The 16,114-nt window shown below is 27.7% G+C and carries 12 protein-coding genes; 11 read left to right on the top strand and 1 reads right to left on the bottom strand.

The features are described from left to right. Window positions 1-22 precede the first annotated feature (22 nt). The 3 genes from H6553_05885 to H6553_05875 all read left to right on the top strand — a co-directional run bounded on the left by H6553_05885 (window position 23) and on the right by H6553_05875 (window position 4,062). Window positions 23-1,132 carry a hypothetical protein gene (locus H6553_05885; protein ID MCB9033347.1) on the top strand — a complete coding sequence of 370 codons (1,110 nt, stop codon included), beginning with the start codon at window positions 23-25 and terminating at the stop codon, window positions 1,130-1,132. A gap of 127 nt (window positions 1,133-1,259) precedes the next feature. Then, complete coding sequence (locus H6553_05880; protein ID MCB9033346.1) at window positions 1,260-2,432, top strand: acyltransferase; 1,173 nt, start codon at window positions 1,260-1,262, stop codon at window positions 2,430-2,432. After that, window positions 2,419-4,062, top strand: coding sequence for a hypothetical protein (locus H6553_05875; GenBank protein ID MCB9033345.1), 1,644 nt, complete (start codon window positions 2,419-2,421; stop codon window positions 4,060-4,062). Before H6553_05880 ends, H6553_05875 begins: the two co-directional genes overlap by 14 nt. A 10-nt stretch (window positions 4,063-4,072) precedes the next feature. On the opposite strand, the gene H6553_05870 is transcribed toward H6553_05875, so the two are convergent. Further along, the gene (locus tag H6553_05870) at window positions 4,073-5,200 is read right to left on the bottom strand and encodes a cysteine desulfurase (GenBank protein ID MCB9033344.1); all 1,128 of its coding nucleotides are present in this window, start codon (window positions 5,198-5,200) and stop codon (window positions 4,073-4,075) included. Between the two features lie 391 nt (window positions 5,201-5,591). Here H6553_05870 and H6553_05865 point away from each other — a divergent pair, with 391 nt between their 5' ends. The 8 genes from H6553_05865 (at window position 5,592) to cas1 (ending at window position 16,108) form a co-directional block, all read left to right on the top strand. Beyond that, a complete protein-coding gene (locus tag H6553_05865; GenBank protein MCB9033343.1) occupies window positions 5,592-6,281 on the top strand; it encodes a hypothetical protein in 690 nt (229 codons plus the stop codon). Beyond that, window positions 6,282-8,060, top strand: a complete 1,779-nt coding sequence (locus tag H6553_05860) for a transporter substrate-binding domain-containing protein (protein MCB9033342.1) — start codon at window positions 6,282-6,284, stop codon at window positions 8,058-8,060. Window positions 8,061-8,491: 431 nt separating this feature from the next. Further along, a complete protein-coding gene (locus H6553_05855) occupies window positions 8,492-9,697 on the top strand; it encodes a DUF4407 domain-containing protein (protein MCB9033341.1) in 1,206 nt (401 codons plus the stop codon). 71 nt (window positions 9,698-9,768) lie between these two features. After that, a complete protein-coding gene (locus H6553_05850; GenBank protein MCB9033340.1) occupies window positions 9,769-10,005 on the top strand; it encodes a hypothetical protein in 237 nt (78 codons plus the stop codon). Beyond that, entirely contained in the window at window positions 9,987-10,301 is a 315-nt protein-coding gene (locus H6553_05845) for a type II toxin-antitoxin system RelE/ParE family toxin (protein ID MCB9033339.1), read from the top strand. The genes H6553_05850 and H6553_05845 overlap by 19 nt, the downstream gene beginning before the upstream one ends. 14 nt (window positions 10,302-10,315) lie before the next feature. Next, entirely contained in the window at window positions 10,316-10,843 is a 528-nt protein-coding gene (locus H6553_05840) for a GNAT family N-acetyltransferase (GenBank protein MCB9033338.1), read from the top strand. Between the two features lie 193 nt (window positions 10,844-11,036). Next, window positions 11,037-15,179 carry a type II CRISPR RNA-guided endonuclease Cas9 gene (cas9, locus tag H6553_05835; GenBank protein MCB9033337.1) on the top strand — a complete coding sequence of 1,381 codons (4,143 nt, stop codon included), beginning with the start codon at window positions 11,037-11,039 and terminating at the stop codon, window positions 15,177-15,179. A gap of 35 nt (window positions 15,180-15,214) precedes the next feature. Continuing rightward, a complete protein-coding gene (cas1, locus tag H6553_05830) occupies window positions 15,215-16,108 on the top strand; it encodes a type II CRISPR-associated endonuclease Cas1 (GenBank protein ID MCB9033336.1) in 894 nt (297 codons plus the stop codon). Window positions 16,109-16,114: the final 6 nt, after the last annotated feature.

The following is a 16,114-nucleotide window of genomic DNA, read 5'->3' as shown; positions in this document are numbered from 1 at the left end:
GATTTAAATAAAACTAAAAATTATGAGTAAAACAACAAAAACCAAAAAAACGACTAAAAAATCAACTGCAACAAGTAAAACAAAAAAACAACATGCTATAACAAAAGTAAACTATTGTGGAATGCCAGAAACCAAACCACGAACTTTTGATAGTGATGTTAATGCAGAAAGAGCTTCATTTATTTTAGCCAATGATAAATATTGGGCAAACGGAACTGATTTGAAATTTTTCTTTATGGGCGGTTCTGACTTACAAAAAGATACTGTAAGAAAAGCTTTTAAACGCTGGAAAAATATAGGCATTGGTTTAACTTTTTCTGAAGTTGACATTGCAGAAACTTCTCATATTAGAATTGCGTTTGATGCTAATGATCCATACGGAACTTGGTGGTCGTTTGTAGGTAGAGATATTTTAGACCGACCTTTTCATGAAAAAACGATGAATCTTGGTGGTAATTTTAATGATGATTATGCTTATACTGCTACGCTTCACGAAATTGGACATACGCTTGGGTTAAAACACGAGCATCAAAATCCAAATGCAGGAATTGTTTGGGACAAAGAAAAAGTATATAGTTACTTTTTAGCAACAAATAGTTGGAGTACAGATAAAGTAGATAGAAACATATTAAATAAAATTACTAATGTAAAAGGAAGTAATTGGGACAGATACTCTATTATGCATTATCATTTTGATGCTGGACTGATTTTAGAACCTTCTGAATTAAATAGAACAGGAATTGCAATTAACTGGGATTTATCTACAAATGATAAAGAATGGGTGAAAGCAACTTATCCAGGAAAAAAAGAAGAGGAACTTCAAGATGTTAAAGCATACCAACCTTCATTTGTAACAGCACCAGCTGGCGAACAAAGCACCTTTATTTTCAAACCAGAATATAGTTCCAAATATCAAATTTCTACACACGGCAACATGGATAGCGTAATGGTAGTTTTTCAAGAAGTAGGTAGTGGTGTAGAATATCTTTCTGGTGATGACAATAGTGGTACTCCAAATGGTTCTACGATAGAACTGCGACTACTAAAAGGCGTTACTTATAGAATTGCTGTTAGAGTAATGTTTAGAGAAAGAACAGATAATACTATGCTATTAATTTATCCAGTTTCGTAAATAAGTAGCTTGGCAACATAAAATATAAACTATATAAACTTTGCTTTGGCACAGAAGCATATAGATAAAAAAGCAGTGAATACTTTTTAGAATTAATTAATTGATTATATTTACTGCTTTTAGTTTTATGCCATTTTTTAATATTTCGTACAATAAGAATAGAATTTTAGGTTTAGACTTAATGCGTGGTATACCAATGCTAAATCTAATTTATGCACATGGTGTTTTAATTGCAAAAAATTTTGTCAATGATAAAGCATACATTTTTTTTGCATTTGATGGCGTAACGCTTTTTTTTGTTCTAAGTGGATTTCTAGTAGGCACTATCTTAATTAAAACGCTAGAAAAAGGAGAACTTGGTTGGCGTAATATCTTAGATTTTTGGATTAGACGGTGGATGAGGACACTACCAAACTATTATTTAGTACTTACCTTTTTGCTAATATTATGGACATTAATATTTAAAGAAAACTTTTTCAAGTATATCAACTATTATTTTTTCTGTCAGAATTTATGGTATGAAAATCCTAAGTTTTTTCCAGACTCATGGAGTTTACCAGTAGAAGAATGGTTTTATTTATTTATACCTCTTTTATCATTTATAATGGTAGCCACTAAAAAAATAAAACCTAAGACGGCTATTTTATTTTTATCTATATCTACAATAATAATATCATTAGTATTTAGATGGATTAGACATAGTCATATTCCTCAAGTTGATAATTTTGAAAGTTGGGATTTAACTTATAGAAAACAAGTAATTACAAGATTAGATAGTATCATGTATGGTGTGTTAATTGCTTACTTTAAATTTTATGCAAAAAGTATTTGGGAGTACAAGAAGAAATTACTATTTATAATTGCTATTCTACTATTTGCTTTCGATACTTATTATTTATACTGTTGTTCTAATGGATACTTAAACTTACATTTTGGTTGGTATACCGATGTGCTTTCTTTGTCTATATCTTCTATTGCGGCTATGTTTATGATACCTTACTTGTATACCATTAAACATAAAGACGGCTGGTTTTATAAATTTATTACATTTACAAGCATAATATCATATTCTATATATTTATTAAATTTAAATTTTGTACAGATGATATTTCTGCCAATATTCATGGCGGTAGCAGCTAAATTATTACCAAGATTTTTAGAAATATACTTTCATTACATTGCTTATTGGTTTTTTACTTTTTTCTTTGCTACGCTCTTATATAAATTCTTTGAAAGCAAAGTAATTGATTGGCGAGACAAAATAGACTTAAAAGTAAAGCATCAAAATGTATTGGACTAAAAGCAAATGGTTGCACCTATTGTGCATTGCTTTAATTACCCTATTAGGAATTAAGTTAATTGCACCATTAGAACAATATATGGATATTCTGTTTGGTGATGAAGCTACTTATCTAGACATTGCAACCAAATTTTTTAACAAAATAGATTTAAGTTTTGGTCCACTATATGCTTTATACTATAAATTATATCTTTTTTTTACAAATGATAAGATTTTCATTTACTACTTAAACTTTAAAGTATTAAGCATTCTATTGCCCATTCTTTTGTACATTTTTTTAGTACGATTAAAATACACATGGCAAACTAGTTTATTTATAGCTCTTAGTTTACTTATCTCTGCAATTAACATTACATGCTGGCCAAAAATCTCTCATTTTACATTAGTTATAATTTTATTATTTTTAATTGCATCTACTTACTTAAAAAACACCACTCAAAAAATAATTATACTAACAGTTGGTACATTTATAATTGCTTATAGCCGACCAGAATTTTTTCTTGTATTCTATATATTAATTATTTGGTGTATTTATCTTTTAATAAAAAATAAGTCAAAGCAAAATAGTTTTCTCTTTATTTCTGCTAGTATATTTTTTTGTTTTGTATTACTTACACTCGGTTTTCCTTCGGAAGATGTATTGATGCCAAATGGTGTACTTATAAAAAGAAGTTATGTGGCTATTGTTCAACATTATTATTTATCTGAACAATTACGAGGCATACAACATGATTTCAATTTTCTTAGTGCTTACGATTATTATTACAACAGAACATTTGCAGATGCAAATGGAAGTGTACTAAAATTATTTACACACCATTTTCCATTAATGCTTAAACATATCTTGGTGAACATTGCTTTTTATGCCTTACAATTCCTTAGCAAACTAGCCACTATTATAAATCCTGTTTTTATTAAAATGGGAAAGAAATTTATTCTCAGTACTGTGTTGGTTATACTTGCTATAGTTTTTTCTATTTATAAAAACAAAGATTTTAAAGTTTGGATAAAATCATTTCTTCAGGAAAACAAAACAGAACTTATATATATCATTTTATTTTTAATTCCTACTACAATTGCCTGTTTGTTAATGATGCCAAGAGAACATTATATTGTATTACAACTATTATTCATTACTATTATTGCAGCCATATTGATTGAAGCCATTGTTTTAAAATTCAAATATGCTTCCTACATTTTATTAATTGCAATTATTATTATTAGTTTTTTTAGACAACTTAGCGACTATACATTTGTACAAGTTGACTCAAGCAAAAACAATATTAATGTAAAACTAATTAAAGAGTTACAACATATTGCCAATGAAAAAGACACTATTTTTATGTTTACCGATTTATTAAACAGTAGTGCTTTTATCGATAATGCCAAAGAACCAAAAGTTGTAGAATACTCTTATTATTATCATAATTATAATAATTTTTATGACTATATATTTCATAAACCTTATAATTTAATTATTTATTCTAAAACAATGGAGCAAGAGCCAATACTTAGAAATGACTCTACTTGGCATTCATTTTTAAACAATCCTAGTGCATTAAACTTTAAAGAATATAAAAGCAACAACTTAGGTAATGATACTTACCGAATTTTTATAAAAGATAAATAAGTACTATTTATTATAGTATTGCTGCTAATTTTTCTACAAAAACATCTATTTCTTTTTTGGTAGTATTTTTTGAAAATGAGATACGAATAGGTACCGTATCATTTTGTTTTCCTAATGCTTGAATTACTGGCGAACCCATTATAGCACCACTGTTACAAGCACTTCCACCAGAAACACAAATGCCTTCCATATCTAATGCAAAAATAATCATCGCTGTTTTATCATTATTAGGCAAAGCAATATTCAAAACAGTATACAACGCTCTATCATCAGTTGGTCCATTAAACGAAATATTACTTATTTTTTCATTCAATTGTTCAATGGTATATTGTTTCAATGCTTTAATTTGTTGCATCTCTTTTTCTAAATGAGCATAGGCAATTTCTGCTGCTTTAGCTAAGCCAACAATTCCACTTACATTTTCCGTTCCAGAACGCATGCCTCGCTCCTGTCCGCCTCCATGAATTTGTGGTTCAATTTTATTTATTTTTTTTCTATATAAAAAACCAACACCTTTAGGTCCATGAAACTTATGTGCTGCACCTGACAAAAAATCTATAGGAACAGTTTGTACATCTAGCTGATAATGACCAAATGTTTGCACCGTATCTGAATGAAAAACTGCTTGGTAGTGCTGACATAATTCGGATACTTTTTTTATATCCAACAAAGTACCAATTTCATTATTAGCGTGCATTAATGTAACTAATGTTTTTTTAGAACTGTTTTGTAGCAAAGTTTCTAGTGCTTCTAAATTGATAATTCCTAACTCATCAACAGGTAATTTTATCAACTCAATACCATTAAAATCGTGCAAATACTGTACTGTATTTTTAACACAACTGTGTTCAATCACAGAAGTAATAATTCTTTCAATACCTAAATGTGCCACTGCACTTTTTATAGCTAAATTATTGGCTTCAGTTCCACCAGCAGTAAAAATAATTTCTGATGGATGTGCATTAATTAGCTGAGCGAGTGTTTTTCTAGCAGATTCTATAGCTGCTTTGGCTGTTCTTCCAATACTGTATGTAGTAGAAGGATTTCCAAAATTTTGTTTTAAATAAGGTAACATTGCCTGTAACACTTCGTCGTGCATTGGTGTTGTAGCAGCATTATCTAAGTAAATAGTATCCACTTTAAAAAATTTATCAGTACAAAGGTAAATAAATAAGTAGGAAATACCATTTTATATTAATTGACGATTTTAAACCTACCTATACTAATCCTCAATTACACATTAGTTACTTTTTATACCATGAGTTGCACACATATTTACTCAGATTGAAGTATTTCATACTTCTAATTTTAAATAGGAAATGCGTAGTATTTCAACTTTATTAGTACTAACTTTTAAGCAGTAAAGTGTTGCGTAGCTACGCAACCTCACAAACAAAATGAAAACCTATTTGGCATAATGCATAATTTATGCTAATACTATCTATACTTCATAATATTTTTTAGTACTTTTTAGCGTTACTTCTCTCCTTTTAGTGTTATTTTGGCATGATTTTGTTAATATTATACTTATGAAAAAATTATTTTGGTGTTTAGGTATAGCAAGTGTCTTTTTGTTTAGTGCCTGTTTGAATTTAAAAGAACAAATTCAAGTCAACAAAGATGGTTCTGGCACTTATCGTTTCTTGTTAGATTTAAGTGAGTTTAATGCTATGACTGCTATGTTTGGTGATATGGCTGACATGAAATCTGATGAAAACTTTAGTGTAATTGATGAAAAACAAGAACAGTTATTTAAACAACTAGAAGATTCTATTCAAGGCATTCACAACATCAAACCTGTAGTAGATTCTATTAATAATTTATTTGGATTTGAATTTCAGTTTGATAAGATTTCAGACTTAAATCATGCTTTAAATTTATTGTTTAATGAAAAAGGACAACCAATTGCATTTGTATCACTTGAAAATAATATCTTTAAAAGAAACTATCCAACTTCAATTAGCGACCAAGTGGTTGGTCAGTTAAGCAAAGACAATCTACCAGAAGAATTACAAGCAATTCCTTTTGATTTTAGTGCTTTGCTCAATGGTTCAACATTCACATCAGAATATATATTTGAAAAAAACATAAAAAATGTAAGCAACCAAAAAAGTTTAATTGGCAATCAATTTAAATCAGTAATTACTACTTGTCCACTTTTCCCAAATGAAAACGACAGTATTGTTTGTAGCAACGAAAATATTATTGAACTACAATAAATGTTAGAAGAATTTAGTAAAAAGAAAGTATATCTAAGTGCTATTTCTTTTATAGCACTAGTTGCAGTGTATGCTTTCATTTTCTTTCAAAAAAAGAATACCAATACTATTCACTATCAACAAAATATAGATTTACAACAAATAAAAGAAAGAGGTTATTTAAAAGCCATTACAGAAATTAATGCTATTTCTTATTTCGATTATAGAGGTCAATTTATTGGTTACGATTACGAACTAGCGAAACAATTAGCCAAACAGCTTGGTGTTAATTTACAAATGGTAGTTGCTAAAAATCATGATGAAGCAATACAAATGTTGGCTGAAGGTAAAGGTGATATTATAGTAAACGGTTTTTCTGAAATTATGGACAAACAGTTGTTACTAACCAATCCGTATAGAAAAACAGAACAAGTTATTGTACAAACCAACGATGCTAAAATTATAAATTCAGCAGACTCTTCATTTAGCAATCACATAAAAATAGATAATATTACAGAATTAAACAATAAAATAATTTATATTAGAAATAATTCTGACTATTATCACAATATAAAAAGCATAGCAGATACTTTAGGATTGCAATTAGACTTACGATTAATTACTGATGATAGAAGTACCGAAGATTTAATTCGTGCAGTTGCCAACAACGAAATTGAATTTACCATTGCTAACAAAGACCTAGCACTTATCAATCAGAGTTACTATAATAATTTAAATATAGACTTGACTTTAGGAAAAGCCAAAGACTTAAGTTTTGTAGTACGAAAATCATCGCCAGCATTATTAGTTGCTGTAAACGATTGGCTAGCAAAATTTATGAATAGTCCAACACAGAAAGAAATTTATAATAAATATTTCAATACTAATAAAAATAATTTAGAATATTTAAATACTAAAGATTTAGCAGCCAATCAAATTTCTGCTTACGATGACATTATAAAAGCGTATGCTAATGCAATTCAATGGGATTGGCGTTTAGTGGCGGCACTAATTTATCAAGAATCTAAATTTAATCCATATGCAAAATCATGGGCTGGAGCAAAAGGACTAATGCAATTAATGCCAAAAACAGCACAATCTATGGGTTTATCTGGTAATGCCTATGAAGCAGAAAGTAATATTAGAGCAGGAACAAAATATTTGCAAACACTAAAAGCTATGTGGCAAAATATTCCAGATTTTACACAACGCATCAAATTTATTCTAGCTTCTTATAATGCTGGTCCAGGTCATGTTAAAGATGCAGCACGACTAGCAAAAAAATATGGCTTTGACGAAACTAAATGGGATGGCAATGTAGAATATTTCATTTTATATAAATCTAATCCTAAATTTTATAACGATGCAGTAGTACAATATGGTTACTGTAGAGGAACAGAAACATTTAATTATGTTAAAAATATTATTAAAAAATATTTTTATTATTCAAATAATTATACCGATACCATTGCTAATTTCAATTTAGAAGACATTAATAATATACCATTTAAAGGTATAGATGGTGTTTATGATCCAACTACTGGTTTACAACTCAACAGTACACGACAAGAAATTTTTATATCAGAAAAACTATTTGAAAGTCAGAAGGATTTAATACCAAAAAATCCAAAAGACAATCCATTCAATCAACCCAAAAAAGAGTTGTTTAAAAAGAACGAATTAAAAAGCAAAGAAAAACTCTTTGAAAACAAACAAGAGTTATTTACAAAAGATTCTAGTAGCAGTGGCTCACTAATTCCAAAAAACAATGGTCAGATTAATCAATTAGAAGAAAGGTAATTGTTATTCATCAATAATCACAATCCATGAAAATGGAATACTTAGATAATATAAATGAATACAATAACAATATTGTACGACTTTATAATTTTAGTACATCATTTTCCATTCTGAATTTATTTCAGAATCTTTTTAATAACGAATAGATTCCGAAACAAGTTCGGAATGTAACTCAAATTGCAATCCACACTACTTCTTAAACAATATTAACTATAATCTATAGCACAATATAAAGCTTAGCATTAATTTTGATTGTACAATATACAGTATGTATAAACTTTTAAAAAATACACTTCTCAGTCTTTCGATAAACCATCAAATTATAGTTTATATATTTTCAATTAATAAAAGATAAAAAATTATAAAATAAATTTCACTTCATACTAAAACACATTTAGTATTAAAGTGAAGTCGCAAAAAATCTATATAACATGACACAAAAAACAAATAATCTCAATCAAAATACAAATACAACATCAAATCAAAGTGATAGTATTTTGTGGTGGTTTTCTACTGCTGTAAAAGACATTATTAAAGATTGCACTTCAGACAGTAACAAGTACAAAATTATAGGTGTTGCAGTTGCATTTACTTGGCTGTACGCAACTTTAGCTTGGACATACTTTTGGAGTACCAATTTAGATAATCCAATATTATATATATTGCTTGGGATTTTTATGGGTGGATTTGTCTTAGCTATCGACCGAGTTTTAATTAGTTCTATTAATAAAGTACGAAACAATATTTTAGCTATTATTTTACGAATAGCAATGGCAATTTGTTTAGGTGCATTTTTAGCACAACCAATTGTTATGCTCATTTATAGTAGTGATATTGACAGAGAAATTCCATTGTTGATAGACCAACAAAAAATGGAAAAGAAAACAGAAATTGAAAAATTATTTGAAACCAGAAAAGCAGAGATTCTAAAAAACAAAGCCAGTATCGATTCTTCAATCAGTACAAAAGCAGAAGAAGTTGAAAGTAAAAACAGCGAATACTTAAAAGAAATTGACGGAACTGGTGGTTCTGGAAACTATGGAATTGCAGGCATTGCCAAAGCTAAAAAACAAGCTTATAATGATGCTTCGAATGAATTAGAGCAACTAAAATCATCTAACAAAACAGCGTTAGACAATATCAATAATGAGCTTGCAGAGATTAATAACAACATTAACGAACGATTTGCAGATTATGAAAAAAATATCAACACCAATGGCTTTTTAATACGACACGAAGCACTACAATCTTTATTAGCAAAAGATAAAACCAATGCATTGCGACAACAGTACTATTTATTAATTATTATATTAACTTTATTTGAATTAATACCAATCATCAGTAAGTTATTTTTATCATCACCAGTTTACGATTCTAAATTAAATGACAGAGAACAATATGAAATTCAACTATCTAAACAAAATATAGAGAAAGAATTAACCCTAAAAGAAAGTTATAACGAAACAGCAAACCAACATGATATAGAATTAATAAAAGAGTTATTTATAAAAAGTCAACCAGAAAGAAAAACTAAAATTGAAACACTATTAAAGCATTGGCAAAGTGACGATACCAAATCATTTGATGATTTATGGCAAAGTTTTAAAGCAGAAATACTTTCCAAAGAAGAAAATTGATGTATATTTTCTTTAGTTTTATTGACTTAGTAAGTAAAATTTACGATATTTAAATAATAAAAACTGATAAAATGACTTCTGTCGAAAATTTAAAAAACGATTTAATTGATAAAATTCTTACAATTAATAATAAAGATTTTTTAGAAGCACTTAATCAACTTATAAATACTAATACAACTGAAATTATTGAATTAAGTGATGCTCAAAAAGCTATGTTAGAAATGAGTGAACAAGATATTATAAATGATGAACTTATTTCTCAAGAAGCCATGGACAAAAGAAACTTAGAATGGCTAAACGCATTATAATTTGGACTAAAACAGCTGATATCCAATATGTTGGCATTTTAGAATATTGGTTGAAAAGAAATAAATCTAATACTTATCCAAAAAAACTAATTCAATTAGTTGCTAATAGAACAAAATTAATTGCAGAAAAACCTTTTCTATACAAATCTGTAAATTATAATGAATTAAGAGTAACTTCATTAGGCAGTTATAGCATTTATTATAAAGTATATAATGACAAGATTATTATTACAGCTTTCTGGGACAATAGACAAGATCCTAAAAAACTTTTAAAAATATTAACTAAAAACAAATAATATATATCAACAATATTCAAATACATATTAATGATAATTTAGTTTTGAAAAGTGTCCAGTTACAAGATGCTAGTGCTGTTTTTAATCTTATTGAAAACTCAAGAGTTACACTTAGCGAATGGTTGCCTTGGGTAAAACACACCAACACCATAGATGATGTACAAAACTATTTTCTGTCGTGTATTAATAGATTAGAGAACAACAATGGTTTTGATTTATGCATTCATTATAATAATAGCATCGTCGGACTCATTGGTTTGCATAAAATAGATCATCAAAATAAATTAACTTCTATTGGTTATTGGTTAGACAATGAATATCATGGCAAAGGCATTATGACTAAAGCTGTTGATGCATTGTGTAATTACTGTTTTAATGAACTTCAACTCAACAGAATTGAAATTGCTTGTGCTACTGAAAATACAAAGAGTCAAAACATACCAAAACGACTTGGTTTTACACTAGAAGGTACACTACGACAAAGAGAATTGTTGAATGGTAAATTTATAGATCATTATTTGTTTGCGTTACTACAAAAGTAAACCATATCAAAATTTTGAACTTTGACAATGATAATCTTAAAATAAAAAAGGCGAGAAAAATTTCCCACCTTAAATGTTTTCACAACGGAATAATCCTTATTGTGAATTGATTAAAAATTGTATAACAAATGTAATACATTATTTTAATACTTGCAAATAGTTTCTTAAATTAGTTTCTTAAAAATAATACAACATGAAAACTATATTAGGATTAGATTTGGGAACCAATAGCATTGGCTGGGCTTTGGTAAAAGAAGCAGAAAATGCCAATGAAACTTCTAGCATTATAAAATTAGGTGTTCGAGTTATTCCTTTAACTATTGATGAACAAACTAACTTTGAAAAAGGAAAATCTATTACTACAAATGCAGATAGAACGAATAAAAGAAGTGCAAGAAGAAATTTACAACGATTTAAACTGAGAAGACAAGAATTAATTAAGGTATTAATAGAAAATAAAATAATTAATAAAGATGATGTATTAATTGAAGATGGCAAAAACACTACATATGAAACACTTAAATTAAGAGCAAAATCTGCTACAGAAAAAATTGAATTGGATGAATTAGCAAGAGTATTATTAATGATTAATAAAAAAAGAGGTTATAAAAGTAGTAGAAAGGCAAAAAGTACAGATGAAGGAAGTTTAATTGATGGTATGGCTGTTGCTAAAAAACTGTACGATGAAAACTTAACTGTTGGTCAATTTGTATATCAATTATTAAGTAGTGGAAAAAAATATATACCAACATTTTATAATTCAGATTTAATACATGAATTTAATCAAATTTGGAAATTTCAATCGCAGTTTTATACAGAATTATTTACTAATGAACTTTACGAAAAATTAAAAAATAAAAATAGTGGACAAACTTGGAAAATATTACAAGAACATTGGAATTTAGTAGGCATTCAACAAAAAGGAAATGCAACTCAAAAGAAACTAGAAAAATATAAATGGAGAACAGATGCATTAAGCACTCAATTAGATTTAGAAATCATTGCTATAGTATTGCAAGAAATTAATAAAGAAATTAGTTCGAGCAGTGGTTACTTAGGAAATATTAGTGATAGAAGTAAAGAATTATACTTCAACAAACAAACAGTTGGTCAGTATTTACATAATAGTATCTCTAAAAACAAACACCAATCATTAAAAAATAAAGTTTTTTATAGACAAGATTACTTAGATGAGTTTGAACAGATTTGGGAAACACAAGCAAAACATTACTCAATACTTACTAATCAATTAAAAGAAGACATAAGAGATATTATTATATTTTACCAACGAAAATTAAAATCACAAAAAAGTTTAATTAGTTTGTGTGAGTTTGAGCAAAAAGAAATTACAATTAAAGATAAAGGCATAGAGAAAAAAATTATAGTTGGTAGTAAAGTAATTCCAAAGTCCTCTCCTATTTTTCAAGAATTTAAAATATGGCAAATACTAAACAATGTAATAATAAAACACAAAACAGAAAAAACAAAATATGTATTGAGTGAAGAAGACAAAGAAACATTATTTAAAGAATTAAATTTACGAGGCAAACTCAGCGAAGCAGAAGTATTGAAACTTTTAAATATTAATACAAAAGAATTTGAAACTAATTATAAAAAAGGAATAGAAGGTAATAACACCAATAAATCTTTTTATAATGTTTTTCAAGTAATTGTAGAAAACGAAGGTTATGGTTTTGATTGGAATAAAAAATCAGCAGATGAAATAAATGAAGAACTAAAAGCTATTTTGCCAACCATAGGTATTAAACCAGAAATTTTATTTTTTGATAGTGAAGCAGATACCAAACAAGCAAGTTATCAATTCTGGCATTTATTGTATTCAGCTCAAGATGATGATAAAATTTCAGCAGCAGATAAATTAATTTATGGAGATACAGATGTAGCACTTAAGAAAAATCTTCACACTAAATTTGGCATTCCTATTCAATATACTAATCTATTTTGTAGCATTAATTTTTCAGATGATTATGGAAGTTTATCTTATAAAGCTATTAATAAAATTTTACCTAAATTAAAAGAAGGATACGAATATTCTGAAGCATGTGAATTAGTTGGATATAATCATTCTAATTCAAAAACAAAAGAGGATATTGAAAACAAAGCAATTCAATCATCTATTCCCTTATTAAAGAAAAACAGTTTAAGAAATCCAGTAGTAGAAAAAATATTAAACCAAATGATCAATTTGGTAAATGAAGTAATAGAAAACTATGGAAATCCAGATGAAATTAGAATAGAATTAGCACGAGAACTAAAAAGTTCTGCGAAAGAAAGAGAAGAACTTACAGCATACATTAATGAAGCAAATATTAAACATCAAGAAATAATAAAGATACTAAAAAGTAATCCATACAATATAAAAAATCCTACAAAAAATGATATAATAAGATACAAATTATATGAAGAATTAGCAACTAATGGTTATAAAGATTTATATACAGATACTAAAATTAATGCAGAAGATTTATTTTCTAAAAAAATAGATATAGAACACATCATCCCAAAAGCAAAATTATTTGACGATTCTTTTTCGAACAAAACACTAGCTTTCAGACAAAACAACTTAGATAAAAAAGACCAAACAGCTATCGATTACATTACTAGAGTATTGCCAGAGAATGTAGAAAAATTTAAAAACACTTTAAAAATGCTCTTAGAAAAAAAGGTAATTTCTAAAGCAAAGTATAATAAACTATTAATGACAGAAACAGAAATTCCATCAGATTTTATAAATAGAGATTTAAGAGATACACAATACATTGCAAAAAAAGCAAAAGAATTATTAAATACAGTAAGCAAAACCGTAGTAAGTACTACAGGTAAAATTACAGATAAATTAAGAGAAGATTGGGATTTAATTAATATAATGAAAGAATTAAACTTACCAAAATATAAAGCAGTTGGCTTAACTAATATTATTGAAACCAAAGACAATCAACAAAAAGAAGTGATTACCGATTGGACAAAAAGAAATGATCATCGTCATCATGCAATGGATGCACTAACAGTTGCCTTTACAACACATAATCATATACAATATATAAACAACTTAAATGCAGCTAACGAAGAAAGCAAACCATTATTTGCTATTAGAAATAAAATTACAAAAAGACTAATAGATAGTAACGGAAACCATAAACGACTATTTATTCCACCAATGGAAAAATTTAGAGAAGAAGCAAAAGAACATATAGAAAGTATATTAATATCATTTAAAGCAAAAAACAAAGTCGTAACAAGAAATATCAACAAATCAAAAAAGAAAGGCAAGTATGCATTTAATAAAAAAACTCAATTAACGCCAAGAGGTCAGTTACATAAAGAAACTGTATACGCATTAAGTAAAAAAATAGTTATAAAAGAAGAAAAAATAAATGCAAGTTTTGATATAGATAAAATAAATAAAGCATGTAATAAAACATACAAAAATTTATTATTAAAAAGATTAGAAGAAAATAATAACGATGCCAAAAAAGCATTTACAGGAAAAAATGCACTGAGCAAAAATCCAATTTACATTGATGATAAAAAAGAAAAAGTGCTTCCAGAAACTATAAAGCTAAAATACTTAGAAGATAATTATACTATACGAAAAGACATCAACAAAGATTTAAAAATAGAAAAAGTGGTAGATGGAAAAATAAGAAAAATACTACAAAAAAGATTAGATGAGTTTAATGGCAAAGCAGATAAAGCATTCGCAGATCTAGAAAATAATCCAATATGGTTAAATAAAGAGAAAGACATACAAATTAAAAGAGTAACCATTTCAGGAATAAGTAATGCATTGCCTTTACATCATAAAAAAGATCATAAAGGAAATTTATTACTTGATGATAATAACCAACCAATACCAAACGATTTTATAAGCACAGGCAATAACCATCATGTAGCTATTTATAAAGATGCAGATGGAAACTTACAAGAAACTGTAATTTCTTTTTTTGAAGCTGTAGAAAGAGCCAATCAAAAATTACCAATTATAGATAAAACATATAACAAAGATATAGGTTGGCAGTTTTTATTTACAATGAAACAAAATGAAATGTTTGTATTTCCATCAGATGATTTTAATCCACATGAAATTGATTTAATGGACGAAAAAAACAATGCAATAATAAGTAAACACTTATTTAGAGTGCAAAAATTTACGATTAAGGATTATTTTTTCAGACATCATTTAGAAACAACTGTAGAAAATAATAATACATTAAAAAACATCACATGGATTAGATGTGGATTAAATGGATTAGAAAATATAATTAAAATAAGAACAAATCATCTTGGAAAAATTATACAAATTGGAGAATACTAGCATCCAATTTTGACAAAGTTTAAAAACAAAACTAAATGATAAAACGAACCATATATCTAGGCAATAAAGCTTACATTAGTGTAAAAGAGCAACAACTCATCATTAAAAAAGACGATGCTGAAAACTCAGTTCCAATAGAAGATATAGGCGTTTTAGTTTTAGATAACTTTCAAATCACCATTACTCATGCAGTGCTACACAAGCTACTAGAAAATAATGTAGCACTAATTACTTGTAACGACAAACATCATCCAATTGGCTTACAACTCAACTTAGATGGACACACACAACAAAGCGAAAAATTCAATCATCAAATAGAAGCATCTATTCCACTAAAAAAACAATTGTGGCAACAAACAGTCATTGCAAAAATTAAAAATCAAGCTACACTATTAGCACTTTATCAACTTCCCAATCAAAAATTAATAGCGTATAGCAAAAATGTACTAAGTGGAGATAGTAGTAACGAAGAAGCCAAAGCAGCCAAATATTATTGGAAGCATTTATTTAACGAAGAAGACGAATTCTTTTATAGACACCGATTTGGCGACTATCCAAACAACTTTTTAAACTATGGATATGCCATTTTAAGAGCAACAGTAGCAAGAGGTTTGGTAGCATCAGGTTTATTACCTACACTCGGAATATTTCACAGCAACAAATACAATGCTTATTGTTTAGCAGATGATATTATGGAACCATACCGACCTTTTGTAGATAAATTAGTAAAAGAATTATTATACTTATATCCAGAAGAACAAGAACTCACTACCTCAATGAAAGCACAATTACTACAAATTCCAGCATTAGATATTATAATTGACAATAAAAAAAGTCCACTCATGGTTGGTTTACAAAGAACCACAGCATCATTAGCACAATGTTTTGAAGGAAGTACTAAAAAAATTATCTATCCAAACTTATTATAGTTACAT

The sequence above is a fragment of the Chitinophagales bacterium genome (assembly GCA_020636535.1).
Taxonomy (GTDB): domain Bacteria; phylum Bacteroidota; class Bacteroidia; order Chitinophagales; family JADIYW01; genus JADJSS01.
Note: the sequence above shows the minus strand (reverse complement) of the source record. Positions and strands in the feature narration are given on the sequence as shown.

Excerpts from the sequence above, each read along its gene's own strand:
- H6553_05885 (MCB9033347.1), top strand. The coding sequence starts at position 23 with ATGAGTAAAACAACAAAAACCAAAAAAACGACTAAAAAATCAACTGCA.
- H6553_05880 (MCB9033346.1), top strand. The coding sequence starts at position 1,260 with ATGCCATTTTTTAATATTTCGTACAATAAGAATAGAATTTTAGGTTTA.
- H6553_05875 (MCB9033345.1), top strand. The coding sequence starts at position 2,419 with ATGTATTGGACTAAAAGCAAATGGTTGCACCTATTGTGCATTGCTTTA.
- H6553_05865 (MCB9033343.1), top strand. The coding sequence starts at position 5,592 with ATGAAAAAATTATTTTGGTGTTTAGGTATAGCAAGTGTCTTTTTGTTT.
- H6553_05860 (MCB9033342.1), top strand. The coding sequence starts at position 6,282 with ATGTTAGAAGAATTTAGTAAAAAGAAAGTATATCTAAGTGCTATTTCT.
- H6553_05855 (MCB9033341.1), top strand. The coding sequence starts at position 8,492 with ATGACACAAAAAACAAATAATCTCAATCAAAATACAAATACAACATCA.
- H6553_05850 (MCB9033340.1), top strand. The coding sequence starts at position 9,769 with ATGACTTCTGTCGAAAATTTAAAAAACGATTTAATTGATAAAATTCTT.
- H6553_05845 (MCB9033339.1), top strand. The coding sequence starts at position 9,987 with ATGGCTAAACGCATTATAATTTGGACTAAAACAGCTGATATCCAATAT.
- cas9 (MCB9033337.1), top strand. The coding sequence starts at position 11,037 with ATGAAAACTATATTAGGATTAGATTTGGGAACCAATAGCATTGGCTGG.
- cas1 (MCB9033336.1), top strand. The coding sequence starts at position 15,215 with ATGATAAAACGAACCATATATCTAGGCAATAAAGCTTACATTAGTGTA.